Origin of the sequence: Rhodococcus sp. IEGM 1379 (genome assembly GCF_030056815.1) — a bacterium.
Classification (GTDB): domain Bacteria; phylum Actinomycetota; class Actinomycetes; order Mycobacteriales; family Mycobacteriaceae; genus Rhodococcus_F.
Genome location: NZ_JASHKR010000014.1, coordinates 36,131 through 55,518, shown reverse-complemented (window position 1 = coordinate 55,518; position 19,388 = coordinate 36,131). Strand labels below are relative to the sequence as shown.

Genomic DNA, 19,388 nt, shown 5'->3' with positions numbered 1-19,388 from the left:
TTCCCGGGTTGATCCCCAACTATTCCACGCCAAATAGTCGGTACGGAATATACGGCCGTACACCATCTGAATCAACCCGAAGAATGCGATAGCGTTCTCCGTCGTGGACGAACATCACCTCGACATCATTCGACTCGCGTGGGCTCGGCACCTCGGACTAGGCGATTCGGCCTTGCGAGCGGCGCATACCGCCAGGGTCATCGAAGGCACCACCGAAGTGATCCACGTACTTCGACTTGCCGATGCCGACGCCGTCGTCGGGCCGCGATGGTTCATGGAACGCACCGCCGACGAGGACATCCGCGCGTTGTTGGAACCGCCACTACTGCTCGAACTGACCAAGGATCACGGCGGGCGGATCGCATCGCACACCGACCTCGCCTTCCTCTCCGACTACACGGACACCGTTCCCACAGAACAACTTCTGATCTCCCACGAGCGTGCCGACGCACTCACCGTCGCGCAGGCCTGCCCACCGGACGACGCTGTTGTTGCCGATCTGGATGCCCGCGAACGCTGGTTCACCGCACTAAACGATGACCACCAACCCCTCTCCTGCGCCGCCTACCGAGAGTTCCAAGGGTTTGTCGCAGACCTCACGATGCTCACAACTCCAGCACATCGACGACGCAAATTAGCTTGCGGCACAACTTTTCTCGCCGCCGAAGACGCCCTCGATGCGGGCCTCGTACCTCAACTCCGAATCCCCGCCGGACACCGCGGCGGCGCGACAATCGCCCGGAAACTCGGCTTCACCTTCCTCGGAATACACACAACAGTGGCGATTCTTTCCGCGTAGCGTGTAGAACACGCAGGCACTCTAGAGAAAAGAGACTTTCATGGAATCCGAATCTTCCGGTGCCACGTACGACTCTTCCAGTGCGACCCACGACTCTTCCGCTGCGACCTTCGTCGAGGGTGGCCGCGAATTCAAGCGCGACACCAACTACATCCCGACGCGCATCACCGAGGACGGCCGCGACGGGTACCCCGTAGAACCGGGGCGCTACCGCCTGGTCGTCGCACGCGCGTGCCCCTGGGCCAACCGCGCGATCATCGTCCGCCGACTCCTCGGCCTGGAAGATGTTCTGTCGATGGGGATTTGTGGACCCGTCCACGACAAGCGCAGTTGGACTTTCGATCTAGACCCCGGCGGTATCGATCCGGTCCTGAAAATCCCCCGACTGCAAGACGCCTATTTGGCACGCGATCCCGAGTACCCCCGCGGCATCACGGTGCCCGCCATGGTGGATATCTCCACCGGCAAAGTGGTGACCAACGACTATCCGCAGATCACTCTGGATCTGTCCACCGAATGGAAGAAATACCACCGTGAGGGAGCACCCGACCTGTATCCGGTGGCCCTGCGCACCGAGATCGATGAAGTAGCCGACCTCATATTCCGCGATGTCAACAACGGTGTCTATCGCTGCGGCTTCGCCGGGTCACAGGAAGCCTACGACAAGGCCTACGACCAGCTGTTCAACCGACTGGACTGGCTAACGGAACGTCTTGCACAGCAACGCTTTCTGGTTGGTGACACCATCACCGAAGCTGATGTCAGGCTGTTCACCACACTCGTACGGTTCGACCCCGTCTACCACGGCCACTTCAAGTGCAACAGAAGCAAACTCACCGAAATGCCGGTGCTGTGGGACTACGCCCGTGATCTCTTTCAAACCCCTGGCTTCGGCGACACCATCGACTTCACCCAGATCAAGGCGCACTACTACATCGTTCATTCCGACATCAATCCCACCCAGATCGTGCCCAAGGGACCGGAATTGACGCACTGGCTCGAACCGCACGGCCGCGAACAACTGGGCGGCCGCCCGTTCGGGAACGGGACCGCGCCGCATCCGCCCATTCCATCGGAAGTAGTGCCGCCGGAGCACTGGGCAACGCGATAAACACTGGACAACTCGACAACTCGACAGCGCGACACGTCAAGCGATGTCGAGATCTACTCCCCCGCGTACGTTCCGAAACTCCAATACACGCCCTCCGGATCACGACACATCAACTACCCGGCCCTGAAGGACCAGGTTGGCTGCTCACCGATCTAACTGGCTGCTAGAGCGGTGGCTGCTATAGGCACGGTTGACTGAGCGGCCCAATAATTTTCATGCCCGAGCGCAGCGATGTTGCGGGCAGCATTATGGTCCGCATGCGCGGTCCACCCACATTCTTGGCACTCGAACACTGCTTGACTGCGGCGATTCTTCGCATCACAGAACCTGCACCGCGAGCAGGTGCGGGACGTGTTGCGCGGGTTGATCACCGCCGCCGGCACTCCCGCCATCTCCGCTTTGTAGGTGACGAAGTTGCGCAGTTGGGCGTACGCCCACGAGTGCACTTGTGCTCGTTGTTTCTTGGCCAGCCGTACCTGATCGCGGATCCCCGATAGGTCTTTCGCGATAGCCCGGTCGGTGCGTTGTGCCTGAGCAACAATTGTTTTCGACAGTTGATGGTTGATGTCGGTGGCGAACCGTTGTTCCTTCCGTCGCCGAGTCTTCAACTTCCGTTTCGCGGACTGGTGCCGACCTTCTGCACCGCTGGTTGCGCCGACAAGCCGACACGTGAAACCGCGTGAGCCGTAGTCCTCGTCGCGAAGCCCCTGCGTGATCGTGGCGCCGCCAGGCCAATCGAGCTGCGCGTGGTCAAGAACATCACCGTCGCCGTACACGGCCTTCTCCACGAAACCGAAGGCGCTCACGAGAAATCGAATGGCTTCACGGGCATCGGGGTACAGCAATGTCGGCCAATTTTTGCACTCGACCCATTCGACGTCTCACTCATGATGCTCTCCGGGTTGTCTCGGATCCGGGTGTATGACAGGTACCACCTGCTCCGCTACGGAAACTTCCCCTATTCTCGAAAGCGAAGTCCCACTCGATTCCGAGGGGGACACCTGCGGAGGGGCAGTGCGATGGCCAAGTCGACGAACACCGTGATCACCAACGACGCCGGACGGATCGAAAAGATCCTCGTCGCGGTTCTCGACAACGGCAGCCGACTCCAAGCTCCGGCCGTCGCAAAGTACGTGAATCACGTCCGTAGGTCACATCCTGACGAAACCCCGGCTCAGATCGTCACCCGAATGGAAAAGATGTTCCTCCTTGCCGTAACCGGCAGTGGCAGCGCCGTCGGAGCAACCGCGGCCGTTCCCGGAGTCGGCACAGTTGCGTCCATCGCCGCCGTCGGAGCCGAGTCCGCGTTCTTCCTCGAAGCTTCGGCGCTCCTCACTCTCGCGGTTGCCTCGGTCCACGGCATCTCGGTCGAAAATCACCAGCAACGACGGGCCCTGGTGCTGGCCGTCGCGCTCGGTGAATCGGGCATGGAAATCGTCCAGAAAGTAACCGGTGTGACTGCCAAGAACTGGGGCACGGCCATCACCAGCAAGATCCCCGGCCCCACGATGCGCGGAATGAACAGCACGCTGGTGCGCAAGTTCGTGACAAAATACGCTGCCAAACGCAGCGCCCTCATCCTCGGGAAGTTGATCCCCGCCGGCATCGGCGCCGTCATCGGCGGCGCCGGCAATCGCGTAATCGGCAAGGGTGTCGTCAAGAATGCGCGCGAAGCATTCGGTCCGGCACCCACGAGGTGGACCGATCACCTGATCGTCATGCCTGCCGACGATCCCTTTATCTCCGACGGCACCGACACCGCACGGGTACTCCGTAGATAACCTCGCGGGCCGTACGCTCAGAACAGATAACAGCCGTCGACGCAGGAGCAGCTTTGACCAGAACTGCATCGGGGCGAGTCTCCGCGCCCATCGAAATTCGAGGGTTGACCAAGACGTTCAAGACGGTGAGGGCAGTCAACGACCTCAGCTTCGATGCCCCGGCAGGCTCCGTCACCGGTTTCCTCGGGCATATCGGTGCCGGAAAAACCATCACCCTGCGCATACTGCTCGGCCTGGTGTCACCCACCGAAGGCTCCGCGACCGTCAACGGCCTACCCATGTCGCGACTACCGTCGCCGGCCCGCACCGTCGGAGCAGTTCTCGACACTCGTGGCATCCATCCCGCCCGGACTGCGCGGGCACATCTCGAGATCTACGCCGCGGCTATCGGAATGTCTGCAAAGCGCGTCGCGCAGGTTGTGTCGTTGGTCGGACTCGAGTCGTCCGCCGATCGCAAAACCGCATTCTTCTCGCTGGGCATGAAGCAACGACTGGCACTTGCCACCGCAATGCTCGGTGATCCGGAAATTCTGGTACTCGACGAACCCGTCCACGGACTCGACCTCGAAGGCAGTGCCTGGCTGCGTCAGTTCTTACAGACGTTCGCTGCATCCGGGCGAACAGTGTTGATGTCGAGCGAGACGCTGAGCGCAGTGGAGGCGATGATCGACCACGTGGTCATCGTGAGCACCGGTTCCCTGGTCTACGAAGGAAGTATCGACAGCCTCCGCGCATCGCGTCGAAGCCGACTCGTCGTCGCCTGCTCCAACCCGCCGCTGTTCGCGACGGCCCTGGCTGCTCGCGGAATCACCGACGTACAGATCATGCAGGACGGAAGACTGGCGGTGAGCGGCACCGACAGTTCCGCGCTGGTGCCGGTTTCAGCTGCCTCCGGCGTGACCATCTTCGATGTCTTTACCGATCACGGCGATCTCGAGCAACTGTTCATTTCGATGACCACACCACAATTTGCCGTCGCCCCTGTCGGATACGGCCCACCGTCGGGGCAGTACGGTCCGCCGTCCGGATACTTCGGGCCAACTGGATACGGACCCGCAGGAGGGCAACGGTGACAACTCTCGTTCAGGCCGAAATGAAGAAAGTCCTGACCCTGCGCACCTGGTGGGCGCTCGCGCTGGCACCGGTCGGCATCGCCTTCCTGTCCGGTTCGATCACCCGGCCGCTGGTCCAGTCCATTGCGGATTCAGCTGACACTTCGTTCGACGTCAATCTCGCATCGACGGCAATCGTGCTCGGCGGGTCCTCGGTCGTTGCTCTCGTCTTCGCGACAATCTTCGGCGCGGTCACTGTTGCAAACGAATTCACGCACAAAACTCTCACCACCACTTTCCTCACCGCGCACGGGCGCGACGGCGTGATTGCCGCCAAGCTGGGTGTCATCGCCGCGTTCGCTGTCGGCTACGCGCTTGCCGTGCAAGTCGTGGGTATCGGCGCGATGTTCTTGTTCAATCGCGACTTCGGTTTCACAACCGACCTGTTCGCCATCTGCGGTGCGGGAATTCTCGCCTGCGCCTTATGTGCACTGATCGGAGCCGGCTTCACGCTGCTCACCGGTTCCTCGATGGCCGGCGTGCTGTCGGTGACATTGTGGTTCCTGTTCGGCGAGTGGATTCTCCGAGCACTGCTGGGTGTTGTCGGTGCCGACGGAATCGGAACCGCATTGCCGGGATCAGCGGCCGTCGGCACCATCGTGAATTCGGGACCGTCGGTTGAGCTCGATTGGTTTACGTCTTGGCCGAATGCGCCGATGGTCCTGGTCGCCTGGGTTGTCGTCTTCGCCGGCGCCGGCTGGTTGCGCACGAGGACCCGCGACATCACCTGAGCGGAACCTGTCTGCACCCGGGTCTACCGTGGATCGCGATGAACACGACCACACCACACCCCGGTTGGATACGCCGACTGGTACACGCTTGCTGGCTTCACCGCCGGACAGCGATCGGCGCGCTCGCCGTGACAGTGGTGGCAGCAACCATCGACATTTCCTTCCCACTGCTCACTCGCTACGCACTCGATGCGGCGGAGGAACAGAACGCCGGAAAAGTCATCACGCTCGCCGCCCTGGCGATCGCCGCGTTGGCGATCGTGCGCTTCGCCTGTCAGTACGGCCGCCGCATGCTTGCCGGTCGGCTCTCCCTCAATGTTCAACATGACTTACGGCTCGCATTACTCGGCTCGCTTCAGCGCCTCGACGGCCGCGGGCAGGACGAAATACGCACCGGCCAGGTTGTCTCGCGCTCGATTTCCGATCTCCAACTCGTGCAGGGTCTGCTCGCAATGGTCCCGATGTCGGCAGGGGCATTGCTGCAATTCGTGCTGGCCATCGGCATCATGGCCTGGCTCTCTCCGCTGCTGACGCTCATCGCGCTGGCGATTATTCCGGCCGTCGGCCTGGTCGTCTTCCTGATGCGCCCGACGCTCTACGCCGCCACCTGGTCGGCCCAGCAACGCGCTGCCGATCTCGCCCAGCACGTCGAGGAAACCGTCACCGGAGTCCGCGTCGTCAAAGGGTTCGGTCAAGAAGAGCGGGCAATCGATCAGCTCGAGAAGCACAGCCGCACGCTCTACCGCGAACGGATGCGTGTCGCACGACTCAACGCAAAATTCACTCCGACGATGGCGGCACTGCCGCAACTTGGGCAAGTCGCCGTCATCGCGGTCGGCGGCTATCTCGCACTCCACGACCGGATCACCGTCGGAACCTTCCTCGCCTTCGCGACCTACATCGTGACCATGACCGGGGTGACCCGCACGCTGTCCTCGGTGGTCGTGATGGCCCAGCTCGCGCGCGCCGCCGTCGAACGGGTCTACGACGTCATCGGCGCGCAGCCCGACATCGCCGACCCGCCACATCCCCTCGACCTTCCCGACGGTCCCCTCGGCGTCACGTTCGAGAATGTCACCTTCGGATTCGATTCCGACCGCCAAGTCCTGTCCGGATTCAACCTCCGTATCGAACCCGGCGAAACCGTCGCCGTCGTCGGCCCCTCGGGTTCCGGAAAGACTGCACTTGCGCTCCTTCTCCCCCGGTTCTACGCGCCCGAATCAGGCTCGATCCGGCTGGACGCAGCAACGGAATCACTACCGATCAGTGACCTTCGAAGCGATCAACTGCGCTCCGCGATCAGCCTCGCTTTCGACGAACCGTTCCTGTTCTCGGACACCATCGCGTCCAACATCGCGTTGGGTCGCAGCGACGCGTCCGACGACGACATCCGGGCAGCGGCAGCGATGGCGCATGCCGACGACTTCATCGAAGCGCTTCCCGACGGGTACGACACCGTCGTCGGTGAACGTGGTCTGACGCTCTCCGGCGGCCAACGCCAGCGCATCGCGCTTGCCCGAGCCCTGCTGGTGAACCCCCGGATTCTGGTCCTCGACGACGCCACCTCCGCCGTGGACGCCGCAACCGAGGCCGCGATCTTCGACGCCTTCCGAGCCCGTCGCCGACAGACGACGCTGATCCTCGCGCATCGACGATCAACCCTCACTCTCGCCGATCGGGTTGCTGTACTGGACGGCGGACGGATCATCGATTCGGGCACTGTCAACGAACTGGAATCCCGCTGCGCACTCTTTCGGACGCTGTTCTCGACCCTCGGCGACACACCCGTGGACATCGACGACAACGGTGCCGAGCCTGAGAAGAACCACCACGAACCCACTGCCGAGCAGTTGTGGCCGACGGTATCGGACTCCGCGAATTCGAGCGTCCAATCCGGTCTCGCAATCACGCCGGCGTTGCAAGCCGCGGTAGACGCATTACCGCCCGCTCGGGAAGTTCCCGCAGTTGCAACCGAGAGCCTGCGCGAGTCCGATTCGGAGTTCTCCCTCCTACGTATACTCCGGCCCATTCGCTGGATCCTGCTGGCAGTAGTCGCTGCTCTGGCACTCGACTCTGCTGCAACCATCGCGTTCCCGTCACTGGTCCGATACGCAATCGACCACGGAGTGGTCACCGAAAACCCCTCGACACTGACCATCGCAGCAGTACTCGGCGCCCTGTTGGTGGCTGCGGACTGGGCAATTGTCGCAGCGATGACAGTTCTGACCGCTCGTGCCGGTGAACGCGTCCTGTTCGGACTTCGCGTCCGCAGCTACGCACACCTTCAGAGACTCGGACTCGACTACTACGAACGTGAACTCTCCGGCCGCATCATGACGCGGATGACCACCGACGTCGACGCACTGTCTTCGTTCATCCAAACCGGAATGTCGACGGCAATCGTGAGCGTCCTGACGGTCGGCGGTATCTCGATCGCGCTCCTGGTCACCGATGTGACCCTGGCGTTGGTCGCGCTGGCCGTGATTCCGCCGCTGATCCTCTCGACAGTGATCTTCCGCAAAATCTCCTCGGTGGCGTACACCCAATCTCGTGAGCGAATCTCCGTCGTCAATGCGGATTTCCAGGAGAACATCACGGGTTTGCGGGCATCCCAGGCTTATCGACGTGAAGAGGGAGCGGCACGACGATTCGCGGAACGGTCCGAAAGCTATCGCCGATCACGAATGCGCTCGCAACGTGCGATCTCGTTGTACTTCCCGTTCATCGCCTTCCTATCGGACCTCGCGCTTGCCGGAGTCGTCTTCGTCGGAGCCCGGCAGGTAGCCGACGGTTCGACGTCAGTCGGTGTACTGATCGCGTTCGTTCTGTATCTGGGTTTGCTGTTCGGACCCATCCAGCAACTTTCACAGGTATTCGACGGTTACCAGCAGGCAAACGTCGGACTGAAGCGAATCGGCGATCTGCTCCGCACCCGGAGTTCCATCGAAACCGCCGACAGCAACACCCTCATCCCGCTGGAGGGACGCCTCGACGGTGACGTCCATCTGCGCGAGGTGGGCTTCCGGTACTCCGGCGCCGACGTCGACGCACTCACCGATATCGAACTGCATATCCCCGCCGGCACGAGCGTCGCGCTCGTCGGGCGAACCGGCGCCGGAAAGTCCACCGTCGTCAAACTGCTGGCCCGGTTCTACGATCCGAGCAGCGGCTGCGTCCGAGTCGACGGAACCGACATCCGCAACTTCCACCTCTCGCAGTACCGCGGCCGACTGGGCGTCGTACCGCAGGAAGCTCATCTGTTCACCGGGACCGTTGCGGAAAACATCGCGTTCGGAAAGCCGGATGCCTCCCACGAGCTCATCGAGCAAGCCGCCCGGTCTGTCGGCGCGTTGCAATCGATCGCGGAGATGCGCGGCGGCATGAACCATCCGGTCGGCGAACGCGGGCAAGGACTGTCCGCGGGGCAGCGTCAACTCATCGCGCTGGCACGCGCCGAGTTGGTCGATCCAGACATTCTGCTGCTCGATGAAGCGACGGCCACACTCGATCCTGCAACCGAACGGATGGTTCTCGAGGCAAGCCGGTCGGTCACCCGACAACGGACCTCGGTCGTCGTTGCACATCGCCTGGCGACGGCTGCCCGCGCCGACCTGATTGTCGTAGTTGACCGGGGACGTATCGTTGAGTGCGGCCCGCACGCGCACCTGCGGTATGCCGGTGGTCACTACTCGCGACTCTGGGATGCATCGCAGGCGCGCGAAGGGAATAATCTGTCATCGAGAACTGTCATCGAAGGAAACCCCGTCAGGTGACAGTGAAGAGCAGATTTGTACCGCCGAGAGGTGATGTGTGATCACAAGATTGCGCAACACCGTGAGTCAGATCACAAATCGTGTGCCGGATATTTCCTTGTCACACGCTCGGGCTAATCTCATGTATATAGGCGCTCTGATCGGGTACCGAAATAGAAACGAGGCGAACACCTGCCGTGAGCAGCAGTTCTACATCCCAATTCGGACAGAACCAGTGGCTGGTTGACGAGATGTACCAACGCTTCCAGGACGACCCGTCGTCCGTGGATCCCAGTTGGCACGAATTCTTGACCGATTACTCGCCGGAGTCGGCGAATCCGGGTAGTGGAACGGCTGGAGGTGGAAACGGGACTGCCACAAACGGCAACGCGGCTGCACCCGCAGCTACGCTCGCTCCGCCGGCTGCTCCGAAATCCGCCCCGCCCGTCCCCCCGGCTCCGCCGAAGGCCGCGGCACCCGTGGCTCCTGCCCCCAAGGCTGCCGCACCCGCAGCACCGGCCCAGGCTGCACCAGCCGCCCCGGTCAAGGCTGCACCAACTAGTGGCGAAGAGTCCAAGGTTCTTCGTGGCGCAGCAGCAGCCGTCGTCAAGAACATGTCGGCGTCGCTCGAGATTCCGACGGCGACCAGCGTTCGCGCCATCCCCGCGAAGCTGATGTTCGACAACCGCATCGTCATCAACAACCACCTCGCGCGCACCCGCGGCGGCAAGATCTCGTTCACCCACCTGCTGGGTTACGCGATCATCCAGGCCGTCAACGCCTTCCCGAACATGAACCGGCACTTCGCCGAGATCAACGGCAAGCCGAACGCGGTCACACCCGAGCACACCAATCTCGGGCTCGCAATCGACCTTCCCGGCAAGGACGGCAGCCGCTCACTCGTAGTCGCTGCCATCCGCAACACCGAGTCGATGAACTTCGTGCAGTTCCACGCTGCGTACGAGGACGTCGTCCGCCGTGCACGTGAAGGCAAGCTCACCGGCGAAGACTTCGCCGGTGTCACTATCTCACTGACCAACCCAGGCGGAATCGGAACGGTTCACTCCGTGCCGCGTCTGATGAAGGGTCAGGGCGCCATCATCGGTGCCGGCGCGATGGAGTACCCCGCAGAATTCCAGGGTTCGAGCGACGAGAAGCTCGCCGAGATGGGCGTCGGCAAGCTGATGACGCTCACGTCGACCTACGATCACCGCATCATCCAGGGTGCCGAGTCGGGCGATTTCCTTCGCACGATCCACAACCTGCTGATCAGCGACGAGTTCTACGACAAGATCTTCCACGCGTTGAACAACCCGTACGAGCCGGTTCGTTGGCGCAAGGACGTACCGGAAGGCGCAGTCGACAAGAACACCCGTGTTCTCGAACTGATCGCTGCCTACCGCGACCGTGGTCACCTCATGGCGGATACGGACCCCTTGCAGTTCGTCAAGGACAAGTTCCGCAGCCACCCCGACCTCGACGTCATCAGCCACGGCCTGACGCTCTGGGATCTTGATCGTGAGTTCAAGGTCGGCGGCTTCCACGGCAAAGACAAGATGAAGCTTCGCGACGTGCTCAGCGTGCTGCGCGACGCGTATTGCCGCCACATCGGTGTCGAGTACACACACATTCTCGAGACGGATCAGCGCCAGTGGATCCAGGACCGCGTCGAGGCTCGTCACCCCAAGCCGACCGTTGCTCAGCAGAAGTACATCCTGAGCAAGCTCAACGCCGCCGAGGCTTTCGAGACGTTCCTTCAGACCAAGTACGTCGGCCAGAAGCGCTTCTCTCTCGAGGGCGCCGAGACCGTCATTCCGATGATGGACGCCGTGATCGACCAGGCTGCCGAGCATCAGCTCGACGAGGTCGTCATCGGCATGCCGCACCGCGGCCGCCTGAACGTTCTGGCGAACATCGTCGGCAAGCCGTACTCGAAGATCTTCACCGAGTTCGAGGGCAACATGAACCCGGCGGCCGCACACGGCTCCGGCGACGTGAAGTACCACCTCGGTGCACGCGGAACGTACATCCAGATGTTCGGCGACAACGACATTGCTGTGTCGTTGACGGCCAACCCGTCGCACCTCGAGGCCGTCGACCCGGTTCTCGAAGGCCTGGTTCGCGCCAAGCAAGACATCCTCGACAAGGGCGAAGAGGGCTTCACCGTTCTCCCGCTCATGCTTCACGGTGACGCGGCATTCGCCGGTCAGGGTGTTGTTGCCGAGACTCTCAACCTGTCGCTGTTGCGCGGATACCGCACAGGCGGCACTGTCCACATCGTTGTGAACAACCAGGTCGGCTTCACCACCGCGCCTGAACATTCACGTTCGTCCGAGTACTGCACGGACGTCGCGAAGATGATCGCTTCGCCGATCTTCCACGTCAACGGCGACGACCCCGAAGCGTGTGTCTGGGTTGCTCAGATGGCTGTCGACTTCCGTGAGAAGTTCGGCAAGGACGTTGTCATCGACCTCATCTGCTACCGCCGTCGTGGACACAACGAGGGCGACGACCCCTCGATGACCCAGCCGGCGATGTACGACGTCATCGACACCAAGCGCAGCGTTCGTAAGAGCTACACCGAGTCCCTCATCGGCCGCGGTGACATCTCCCTCAAGGAAGCCGAAGACGCACTTCGCGACTACCAAGGCCAGCTCGAACGGGTCTTCAACGAGGTCCGTGAGCTCGAGAAGTTCCAGCCCGAACCGTCGGAGTCCGTCGAACTCGACCAGACTCCCCCGGCTCGCCTGACCACGGCTGTCTCTCCCGAGGTTCTCGCACGCATCGGCGACGCGTTTGTCAACGTTCCGGAGGGCTTCACTACCCACCCGCGTGTCAAGCCTGTCGCAGAAAAGCGTCGCGAGATGTCCCGCGAGGGTCATGTCGACTGGGCGTTCGCCGAACTGCTCGCATTCGGCTCGTTGGCCGAACAGGGCGCACTGATCCGCCTCGCGGGTCAGGACTCCAAGCGTGGCACCTTCACGCAGCGTCACGCCGTGCTCATCGACCGTAAGAACGGCAACGAGTACAGCCCGATCGCGGAGATCGCAGCCAACGCCGACAACGGCGGCAAGTTCATGGTCTACGACTCCGCTCTCACCGAGTACGCAGGCCTGGGCTTCGAGTACGGCTACTCCGTCGGAAATCCGGATGCACTCGTGCTCTGGGAAGCGCAGTTCGGTGACTTCGTCAACGGCGCGCAGACCATCATCGACGAGTTCATCAGCTCGGGTGAAGCCAAGTGGGGCCAGCTCTCCGACGTCGTGCTGCTGCTGCCGCACGGCCACGAAGGCCAGGGCCCGGACCACACGTCCGGTCGTATCGAGCGTTTCCTCCAGCTGTGCGCCGAGGGCTCGATGACGGTTGCCGTTCCGTCCACGCCGGCAAGCTACTTCCACTTGCTGCGTCGCCATCACCTGGACGGCATCCGTCGTCCGCTGGTGGTCTTCACCCCCAAGTCGATGCTGCGCAACAAGGCTGCAGTCAGCAACATCGAAGACTTCACCACGGGCAAGTTCCGTTCGGTCTTCGAAGAGCCCAACATCGAGAGCGGCGAAGAGTCACGCGATCCGGTCAGGCGCGTTCTGATGGTCAGCGGCAAGCTGTACTGGGAACTGCTGGCCAAGAAGCACAAGGACAACCGCAACGACGTCGCGATCGTGCGCGTCGAGCAGCTGTACCCGGTGCCGAAGCGTCGTCTGAAGGAAACTCTGGACCGCTACCCGAACGCGACAGAGTTCCGCTGGGTCCAGGAAGAGCCGGCCAACCAGGGCGCCTGGCCGTTCCTCGGCTTGGCGCTGCCGGAAATGCTGCCTGACACTTTGAGCGGTATCAAGCGCATTTCGCGTCGTTCGATGTCGGCGCCTTCCTCGGGTTCGAGCAAGGTTCACGCCGTTGAGCAGCAGGAAATCCTCGACGAGGCGTTCCTGCCGACCAATTGAGCTGAGGCGTTTCTGCCGACCAGCCAAATCTGTACAAGGGCCGGGCCCCACATTCCGCGAGGAGTGTGGGGCCCGGCTTTTTCTGTCACGACGTCAGGTTGTGCTGAGGGGAAGATGATCCGCCACGGCAGTGAAGCCAAGGGCAGCCCCGGCGAGTGCGGGTAGCGCTTGAACTGTGAGTTCGATGAGTTCTTCACGGGTGATGGCGGGCGCCCGCAGCCAACTGATGGTCGCCTCCTCCACGAAGGCGATCCAACCGCGCACGGCAAGCTCCACTTGTGGGGTGCGGGTCAGTCCGATCTTGGGCAACTGTTCGAGTGTGCGCGCCGCCATGACATCGCGGGTCTGCTCGAACACCTCACGCATCTGGGGGTCACCGCTGGCAGTCCCTCGCAGCAACGAGACGTAGGTGTTTCGGTTCTCGCTCACGTAATCGACGTACGACGCCAGGACTGATCTCAGCGTCGTAATCGGATTGTCGGACGCAGTGGGTTCGGTTCGGCCGAGCATCTGCCCACTGGTGTGCCGAACGATCGCCAGATGAAACTCGCTTTTCGACGCGAAGTAGTGGAACAGCAGGCCCCGGGAGACACCGGCCTGATCGGCAATATCTTCGACGGATATCTGTTCGAGTGGTCGCTGTGCCAACATACGAGCGCCGAGGTCGATCAGTTGAGCTCGGCGCTCATCAGGGCTCAGTCGCGTGCGCTTGGCTGCGTCCATGATTGACAGACTACTGAATACTGGTCAATAAGCTATTGACCGTTCCTCAATAAGGGCCTATCGTTCCCTACATGAGTCTCCCAGTTACAGATACTTCAGCATCTGCCGCGGACACGCGCTACGTCAACACACTGATCATCGGCAGCGGTTTCGCAGGCCTCGGTGCGGCGATCAAACTGGCCCAGGCCGGCATCACCGATTACGTCGTCGTCGAGCGCGGCAGCGATGTCGGCGGTACCTGGCGCGACAACAGCTATCCCGGAGCAGCCTGCGATGTGCCCTCGCATCTGTACTCCTACTCGTTTGCGCTCAATCCCGAGTGGACGCGCTCCTTCTCCACCCAGCCCGAGATCTACAAGTACATCCAATCCGTAGCCAACCGCTACAAGGTATTGGACAAGCACATTTTCGACTGCGACGTCGTCTCGGCGCGTTGGGACGAAGCATCGTCGCAATGGCACGTCAGCACCACCAAGGGTGAGTTCGTCGCCAAGATCGTCGTCTCGGCCGTCGGCGCACTGTGCGAGCCGTCCTTGCCGGACATCAAGGGCATCGAAGGATTCAAGGGAGAGATCTTCCATTCCTCGCGGTGGAACCACGACGCCGATCTGGCCGGCAAGCGCGTCGCCGTCATCGGCACGGGCGCGTCGGCAATCCAGATCGTGCCGGCAATCGGTAAGAAGGTCGCCCATCTCGACGTGTACCAGCGCACCGCGCCGTGGATCCTGCCTCGCGCAGACCGCGAGTACACCAAGCTCGAGCACCTCGCGTTCAAGTACGTCCCCGGATTCCAGAAGCTGTGCCGCACGGGCATCTACTGGATGCGTGAGACGCAGGTTGTCGGGCTCGCCAAAGCGCCGGTTTTCATGAAGCCTCTGCAGTTTGCTGCCGAGCGTCATCTCAAGGCCCAGATCAAGGACAAGGCGCTTCGCAAGAAGGTCACGCCCAACTTCCAGATCGGCTGCAAGCGCATGCTGATCTCCAACAACTACTTCCCGACCCTCGCTCAGGACAACGTCGATCTGGTGACGGAAGGCATCGAGGAAGTCACCGCCAACGGCATCGTGTCCAAAACTGGCACCACCCGTGAGATCGATGCGATCGTCGTGGCCACCGGCTTCCATGTCACCGACTCCCCCACCTTTGCCGGAATCTTCGGCAAGGACGGCCGCTCGCTCGCCGAGGTCTTCGACGAGACCGGTATGCAGGGCTACAAGGGTGCCGCGGTTGCAAACTTCCCCAACATGTTCTTCCTCGTGGGCCCCAACACCGGCCTCGGCCATTCGTCCATGGTCTTCATGATCGAGTCGCAGATCAACTACCTCGTCGACGCCATCGCCACCATCGACAAGTACGACATCGGCACCGTCGAGGTTCGCAAGGACAAGCAGGACAAGTACAACAAGGACCTGCAGGCCGCGATGTCCAAGAGCGTCTGGAGTAACGGCGGCTGCGCCAGCTGGTACATGGACAAGCATGGCAACAACACCACACTGTGGCCAGGCTTCACCTTCCAGTTCCGCAAGGCCACACAATATTTCGACCTGTCGGCGTACCGTAGTGTCAGCATCTCGGACCTTCCGGCGGTCACCGGAACCACCATCACCTCCACGATCGACCTCGACGACGAGAAGGCAGTAGTACAGTGAGCGAATTTGTTGGCAAGGTTGTAGTCATCACCGGAGCAGGCTCGGGAATCGGCCGCGCACTCGCACTCAATCTGGCCGGCCAAGGTGCCAAATTGGCGATCTCCGACGTCGACGTCGTCGGCCTCGCCGAGACTGCCCGCCTGGCGGAAGCCATTGGCGCAGAGGTCAAGTCCGATCACCTTGATGTCACGCAGCGCGAAGCGGTCCTGGCCTATGCCGACGCGGTTGTCGCTCATTACGGCAAGGTCAACCAGATCTACAACAACGCGGGCATCGCTTACCACGGCACCTTCGAGAAGTCGGAGTTCAAGGACTTCGAGCGTGTCATCGACGTCGATTTCTGGGGAGTTGTCAACGGCACCAAAGCATTCCTGCCGCACATCATCGCTTCGGGCGACGGTCATATCGTCAACGTGTCCAGCTTGTTCGGAATCCTGTCGATGCCGGGCCAAAGTGCCTACAATGCAGCCAAGTTCGCGGTACGCGGCTTCACCGAGTCACTGCGTCAGGAAATGCTGATCGCGAAGCATCCGGTCAAGGTGACGTGTGTACATCCCGGCGGAATCAAAACCGCTATTGCCCGCAACGCCACTGCCGGACCCGGCGAAGATCTCGCTGCGTTCTCCGAGCTCTTCGACCGTAAGCTCGCGCGAACCACTCCGGAAGACGCTGCCAAAACCATCGTCAATGGCGTGCGCAAGAGCAAGGCGCGAGTCTTGATCGGCATGGACGCAATTGCTCTCGATGCCTGGGTACGGCTCGTGGGTTCGGGTTACCAGCGCATCGTCGCCCTTGTGGCCGGCCGCGTGATGCCCAAGTCCAGCTAGATCTTTCACAGAAATCAGGAGCCTTGCCGGTGAGCACGTTCACTCTTCCGCTGCCCGTAGTCGCATTCTTGCTGAAGCCGTATTTTCGCCTCGCTTTCAATTCGCGGCTGCCGTACCGGATTCAGAGAACCTTGCTCGAGGCCGGTGCTCCGCTGCAACAGGTTCCGGCGGGCGCGGTAGTGCGCCCGTTGGAACTGGCTTGCCGACCCGCCGAGAAGATCACGGTGGGTGCCACCGAACGCCCGACGGCCGTGCTCTACCTGCACGGCGGCGCGTACACGTTGGGTTCTCCCAACACCCATCGATCTCTTGCTGCTCATCTCGCTCGCGAATCTTCCAGTGCTGTCTACACAGTGGACTACCGGCTTGCGCCGGAGAATCCGTATCCCGCGGCTCTCGACGACGCAGTCTCCGCCTATATGCAACTGGTCACCGAATTCGACTACGAACCGCAGCGTGTGGCCATCGCCGGCGACAGCGCCGGCGGCGGTTTGGCTGTGGCCACCGCGCTTCGATTGATCGAACGACACGGCGTACACCCCGGTGCACTCGCCCTGATCTCACCGTGGGTCGACCCCGGCGATCGCAGTGCCGGCAAGAAGGCCGACCTGGTGGTCAACACCGCCTGGTCGTTCGATGCCGCCGACGCCTACCTCGGAACAGGCGAGCGCACCGATCCGGGATACGCACCCCTGCACGGCAACCTCGAAATACTTCCGCCCACAAGAATTCACATCGGTTGCGAAGAAGTCCTGTATCCGCAGGTAGTGGCTTTCACCAACAAACTTGTCGCCGCGGGCGTCGACGTTTCACTGGTCGAATACGCAAAACTGTGGCACGTCGCGCACGCACAGGCGTCGCTCGTCAAAGAAGCCGCAGATGCCGTGGCCGACCTCGGGCAGTTCCTGGAATCGAAACTTGGTCACTCCGAAGGAAGTTCAACCGCGCCAGCTGACGCTACGCCTCACTGACGTGTATCCCACCACGTTCGCGCAACGGCGCTAGCCGTAGCCTGACCACTTCTGACCTGCTCGATCATTGCGGCCAGGTCGGTTGTGGACAGCTCGCCCGCGACAACACTCAACGCCTTGACGGCAGTGTCATCCAAGGCACCGGTGCGAAAGAGCGGAACGACATTCTGTGCTGCCAGAACGTGATCGGTATCGGCCAGAACTGTGACGGAGTGGGACTGCGCGAGCGCCGACAGCGTTGTGGTTCCGAACGCTGTGGTTCCCAATTCTGCAGTTCCCTGCGCATCGGCAGATTCAGAGACGTCGACGCGCGCAAAAGTGCAGTCCACACCTTCTGCCAATTGTTCAGGCGCACGGTCTTCCACAAATCGCGGCGATACGACGGCAACGGTTTCGGCGCAGGACGGTGCGAATGCCTCGAGAGTTCTCACTCCGGTGGCCGCAGCCGAATCGCGTTCGAGCGCCACGACAGCTCTGTCTTCCGCGCTCGCGTAGTCGGATACCGAAAGACCCTCGGGCAGAGAACGACTCAGCGCCTCGAAGACGTCGTCGGCGGCTCGAGCGGTATTCGCGGGATCGTAGTGAGCGAGCAGCGAACCTGTGAACTCGGGCACCAACGTCACGCGGGCAGCATCGAGGGCTGCAAGTGATTCGTTTCGATCGCCCCCGAGCATCTCGATGCGGCTGGGCACCCCCGACGACGCGAGCACGGTTGCATATACTTCCGCGAGCACAGAACTCTCCGGCGACGACCCCGCCGCGACCACAATCGTCTGCGAAGCGGTACTTTCCGCGCTCTCCGTCACCGAACTGCTGTCGGTACACCCGCTCAGAATCGGCAGGACCAGCACTGCTGCAACAACAGTCGAAAACTTCGTGCACATGCTCGCCACCGAATACCTCACATTTCCTATCTCACTGATCGAAACCCGTGCCGTGTCGGTACCTATCGTTACACTTGCCAGGCGATGCGCGGTAACCAGTCCTGATGTGGCCACTCGGTTGGCTGCGTCGCGACGGGAGTGGTTGTCGACGCCCGAAACACGGAAGGACGCACATGCGCACCTCACGATTTCGTTCCAACCGTCTGCTCGTAGCAGCGGCCACAGTTCTGTCACTCGCTGCTCTCACCGCGTGCGGCAGTAGCGACAGCAATCCCGATCCCAACACCATTGTTGTGGGTTCGGCAAACTTCACGGAGTCGGAAACCATCGCCAATATCTATGCCGAGGCGCTGCGAGTCAACGGTTTCGACGTTTCTACTTCCTTCAACATCGGTAGTCGTGAGGCGTACATTCCGGCATTGAAGGACGGGTCGATCACTCTCATCCCCGATTACACGGGCAATCTTCTGCAGTATCTCGATCCCGCTGCGACCGCAACCAGTTCCGAGGATGTCCTGGCGGCTCTCCCGGCTGCTCTGGGCAGCGAACTGGTCATCACGACACCCGCCTCAGCGCAGGACAAGGATGCCGTCGTCGTGACCAAGGAAACCGCGGACAAGTGGAATCTGAAGACGATCGCCGATCTTGCGCCGCACTCTGCGGAGGTCAAGTTCGGCGCTCCCGCGGAGTTCCAGGAGAGGCCTGTCGGGTTGCCCGGATTGAAGGCCAATTACGGCCTCGACATTTCGGCGTCCAATTTTGTTCCGATCGCCGACGGCGGCGGCCCGACAACGGTCAAGGCTCTGGCGTCGGGAGACGTCACTGCTGCAAACATCTTCACCACGTCGGCATCCATTCCGGCCAACAATTTTGTTGTTCTCGAAGATCCTAAGAACAACTTTCCGGCTCAGAATGTAGTGCCGGTCCTGCGGGCCTCGGCGTCGTCGGACAAGCTCGCGGCGGTTCTCGACGCAGTCTCGGCGAAACTGACCACCGAGGAACTGCTAGCTCTCAACGTGTCGGTATCGGGTGATTCCAAGACGGAACCTGCTGCAGCAGCCAAGGCCTGGATAGCGGCACAGGGCCTCGACAAGCCGGTCGCGTAGC

Annotated in this window: 14 protein-coding genes and 1 pseudogene; 11 read left to right on the top strand and 4 right to left on the bottom strand. The window is 61.7% G+C overall.

Annotated elements, in window-relative coordinates:
- The first annotated feature begins 103 nt into the window (after nt 1-103).
- Together QM600_RS10895 and QM600_RS10890 are read left to right on the top strand one after the other, a co-directional pair.
- Entirely contained in the window at nt 104-799 is a 696-nt protein-coding gene (locus QM600_RS10895) for a GNAT family protein (RefSeq protein ID WP_283261468.1), read from the top strand.
- Nucleotides 800-839: 40 nt separating this feature from the next.
- Nucleotides 840-1,910, top strand: coding sequence for a glutathione S-transferase family protein (locus QM600_RS10890; RefSeq protein ID WP_283261467.1), 1,071 nt, complete (start codon nt 840-842; stop codon nt 1,908-1,910).
- Between the two features lie 152 nt (nt 1,911-2,062).
- Here the strand turns inward: QM600_RS10890 and QM600_RS10885 are convergent, their stop codons facing one another.
- Both QM600_RS10885 and QM600_RS10880 read right to left on the bottom strand, forming a co-directional pair.
- A complete protein-coding gene (locus tag QM600_RS10885) occupies nt 2,063-2,518 on the bottom strand; it encodes an RNA-guided endonuclease InsQ/TnpB family protein (protein ID WP_283261511.1) in 456 nt (151 codons plus the stop codon).
- A 54-nt stretch (nt 2,519-2,572) separates the two neighbouring features.
- Nucleotides 2,573-2,755: pseudogene (locus tag QM600_RS10880) on the bottom strand (VOC family protein); the annotation flags it as partial.
- A 174-nt stretch (nt 2,756-2,929) separates the two neighbouring features.
- Between QM600_RS10880 and QM600_RS10875 the strand changes: the two are divergent.
- The 5 genes from QM600_RS10875 to QM600_RS10855 all read left to right on the top strand — a co-directional run bounded on the left by QM600_RS10875 (nt 2,930) and on the right by QM600_RS10855 (nt 13,227).
- Nucleotides 2,930-3,691 carry a hypothetical protein gene (locus QM600_RS10875; RefSeq protein WP_283261466.1) on the top strand — a complete coding sequence of 254 codons (762 nt, stop codon included), beginning with the start codon at nt 2,930-2,932 and terminating at the stop codon, nt 3,689-3,691.
- A gap of 53 nt (nt 3,692-3,744) precedes the next feature.
- The gene (locus tag QM600_RS10870; protein WP_283261465.1) at nt 3,745-4,764 is read left to right on the top strand and encodes an ATP-binding cassette domain-containing protein; all 1,020 of its coding nucleotides are present in this window, start codon (nt 3,745-3,747) and stop codon (nt 4,762-4,764) included.
- Nucleotides 4,761-5,534: an ABC transporter permease gene (locus tag QM600_RS10865; protein WP_283261464.1), complete on the top strand. Its 774-nt coding sequence runs from the start codon at nt 4,761-4,763 to the stop codon at nt 5,532-5,534. The genes QM600_RS10870 and QM600_RS10865 overlap by 4 nt, the downstream gene beginning before the upstream one ends.
- A 38-nt stretch (nt 5,535-5,572) precedes the next feature.
- The gene (locus tag QM600_RS10860) at nt 5,573-9,307 is read left to right on the top strand and encodes an ABC transporter ATP-binding protein (RefSeq protein WP_283261463.1); all 3,735 of its coding nucleotides are present in this window, start codon (nt 5,573-5,575) and stop codon (nt 9,305-9,307) included.
- 176 nt (nt 9,308-9,483) lie between these two features.
- The gene (locus QM600_RS10855; RefSeq protein ID WP_283261462.1) at nt 9,484-13,227 is read left to right on the top strand and encodes a multifunctional oxoglutarate decarboxylase/oxoglutarate dehydrogenase thiamine pyrophosphate-binding subunit/dihydrolipoyllysine-residue succinyltransferase subunit; all 3,744 of its coding nucleotides are present in this window, start codon (nt 9,484-9,486) and stop codon (nt 13,225-13,227) included.
- A gap of 93 nt (nt 13,228-13,320) precedes the next feature.
- Here the strand turns inward: QM600_RS10855 and QM600_RS10850 are convergent, their stop codons facing one another.
- Nucleotides 13,321-13,950: a TetR/AcrR family transcriptional regulator gene (locus QM600_RS10850; protein ID WP_283261461.1), complete on the bottom strand. Its 630-nt coding sequence runs from the start codon at nt 13,948-13,950 to the stop codon at nt 13,321-13,323.
- Between the two features lie 71 nt (nt 13,951-14,021).
- Here QM600_RS10850 and QM600_RS10845 point away from each other — a divergent pair, with 71 nt between their 5' ends.
- From QM600_RS10845 to QM600_RS10835, 3 genes are read left to right on the top strand one after another with little or no spacing between them, the layout of a single operon-like run.
- Nucleotides 14,022-15,599 carry a flavin-containing monooxygenase gene (locus tag QM600_RS10845; protein ID WP_283261460.1) on the top strand — a complete coding sequence of 526 codons (1,578 nt, stop codon included), beginning with the start codon at nt 14,022-14,024 and terminating at the stop codon, nt 15,597-15,599.
- Nucleotides 15,596-16,426 (top strand): SDR family NAD(P)-dependent oxidoreductase, encoded by an 831-nt coding sequence (locus QM600_RS10840; protein ID WP_283261459.1) that lies wholly within the window; start codon nt 15,596-15,598, stop codon nt 16,424-16,426. Before QM600_RS10845 ends, QM600_RS10840 begins: the two co-directional genes overlap by 4 nt.
- Nucleotides 16,427-16,455: 29 nt before the next feature.
- Complete coding sequence (locus QM600_RS10835; RefSeq protein ID WP_283261458.1) at nt 16,456-17,397, top strand: alpha/beta hydrolase; 942 nt, start codon at nt 16,456-16,458, stop codon at nt 17,395-17,397.
- On the opposite strand, the gene QM600_RS10830 is transcribed toward QM600_RS10835, so the two are convergent.
- Nucleotides 17,391-18,281, bottom strand: coding sequence for an ABC transporter substrate-binding protein (locus QM600_RS10830; RefSeq protein WP_283261457.1), 891 nt, complete (start codon nt 18,279-18,281; stop codon nt 17,391-17,393). The two genes, QM600_RS10835 and QM600_RS10830, sit on opposite strands and share 7 nt — an antisense overlap.
- A gap of 173 nt (nt 18,282-18,454) precedes the next feature.
- Here QM600_RS10830 and QM600_RS10825 point away from each other — a divergent pair, with 173 nt between their 5' ends.
- On the top strand, nt 18,455-19,387 hold the full coding sequence (locus QM600_RS10825) for an ABC transporter substrate-binding protein (protein ID WP_283261456.1): 933 nt from the start codon (nt 18,455-18,457) through the stop codon (nt 19,385-19,387).
- Nucleotide 19,388 lies beyond the last annotated feature (1 nt).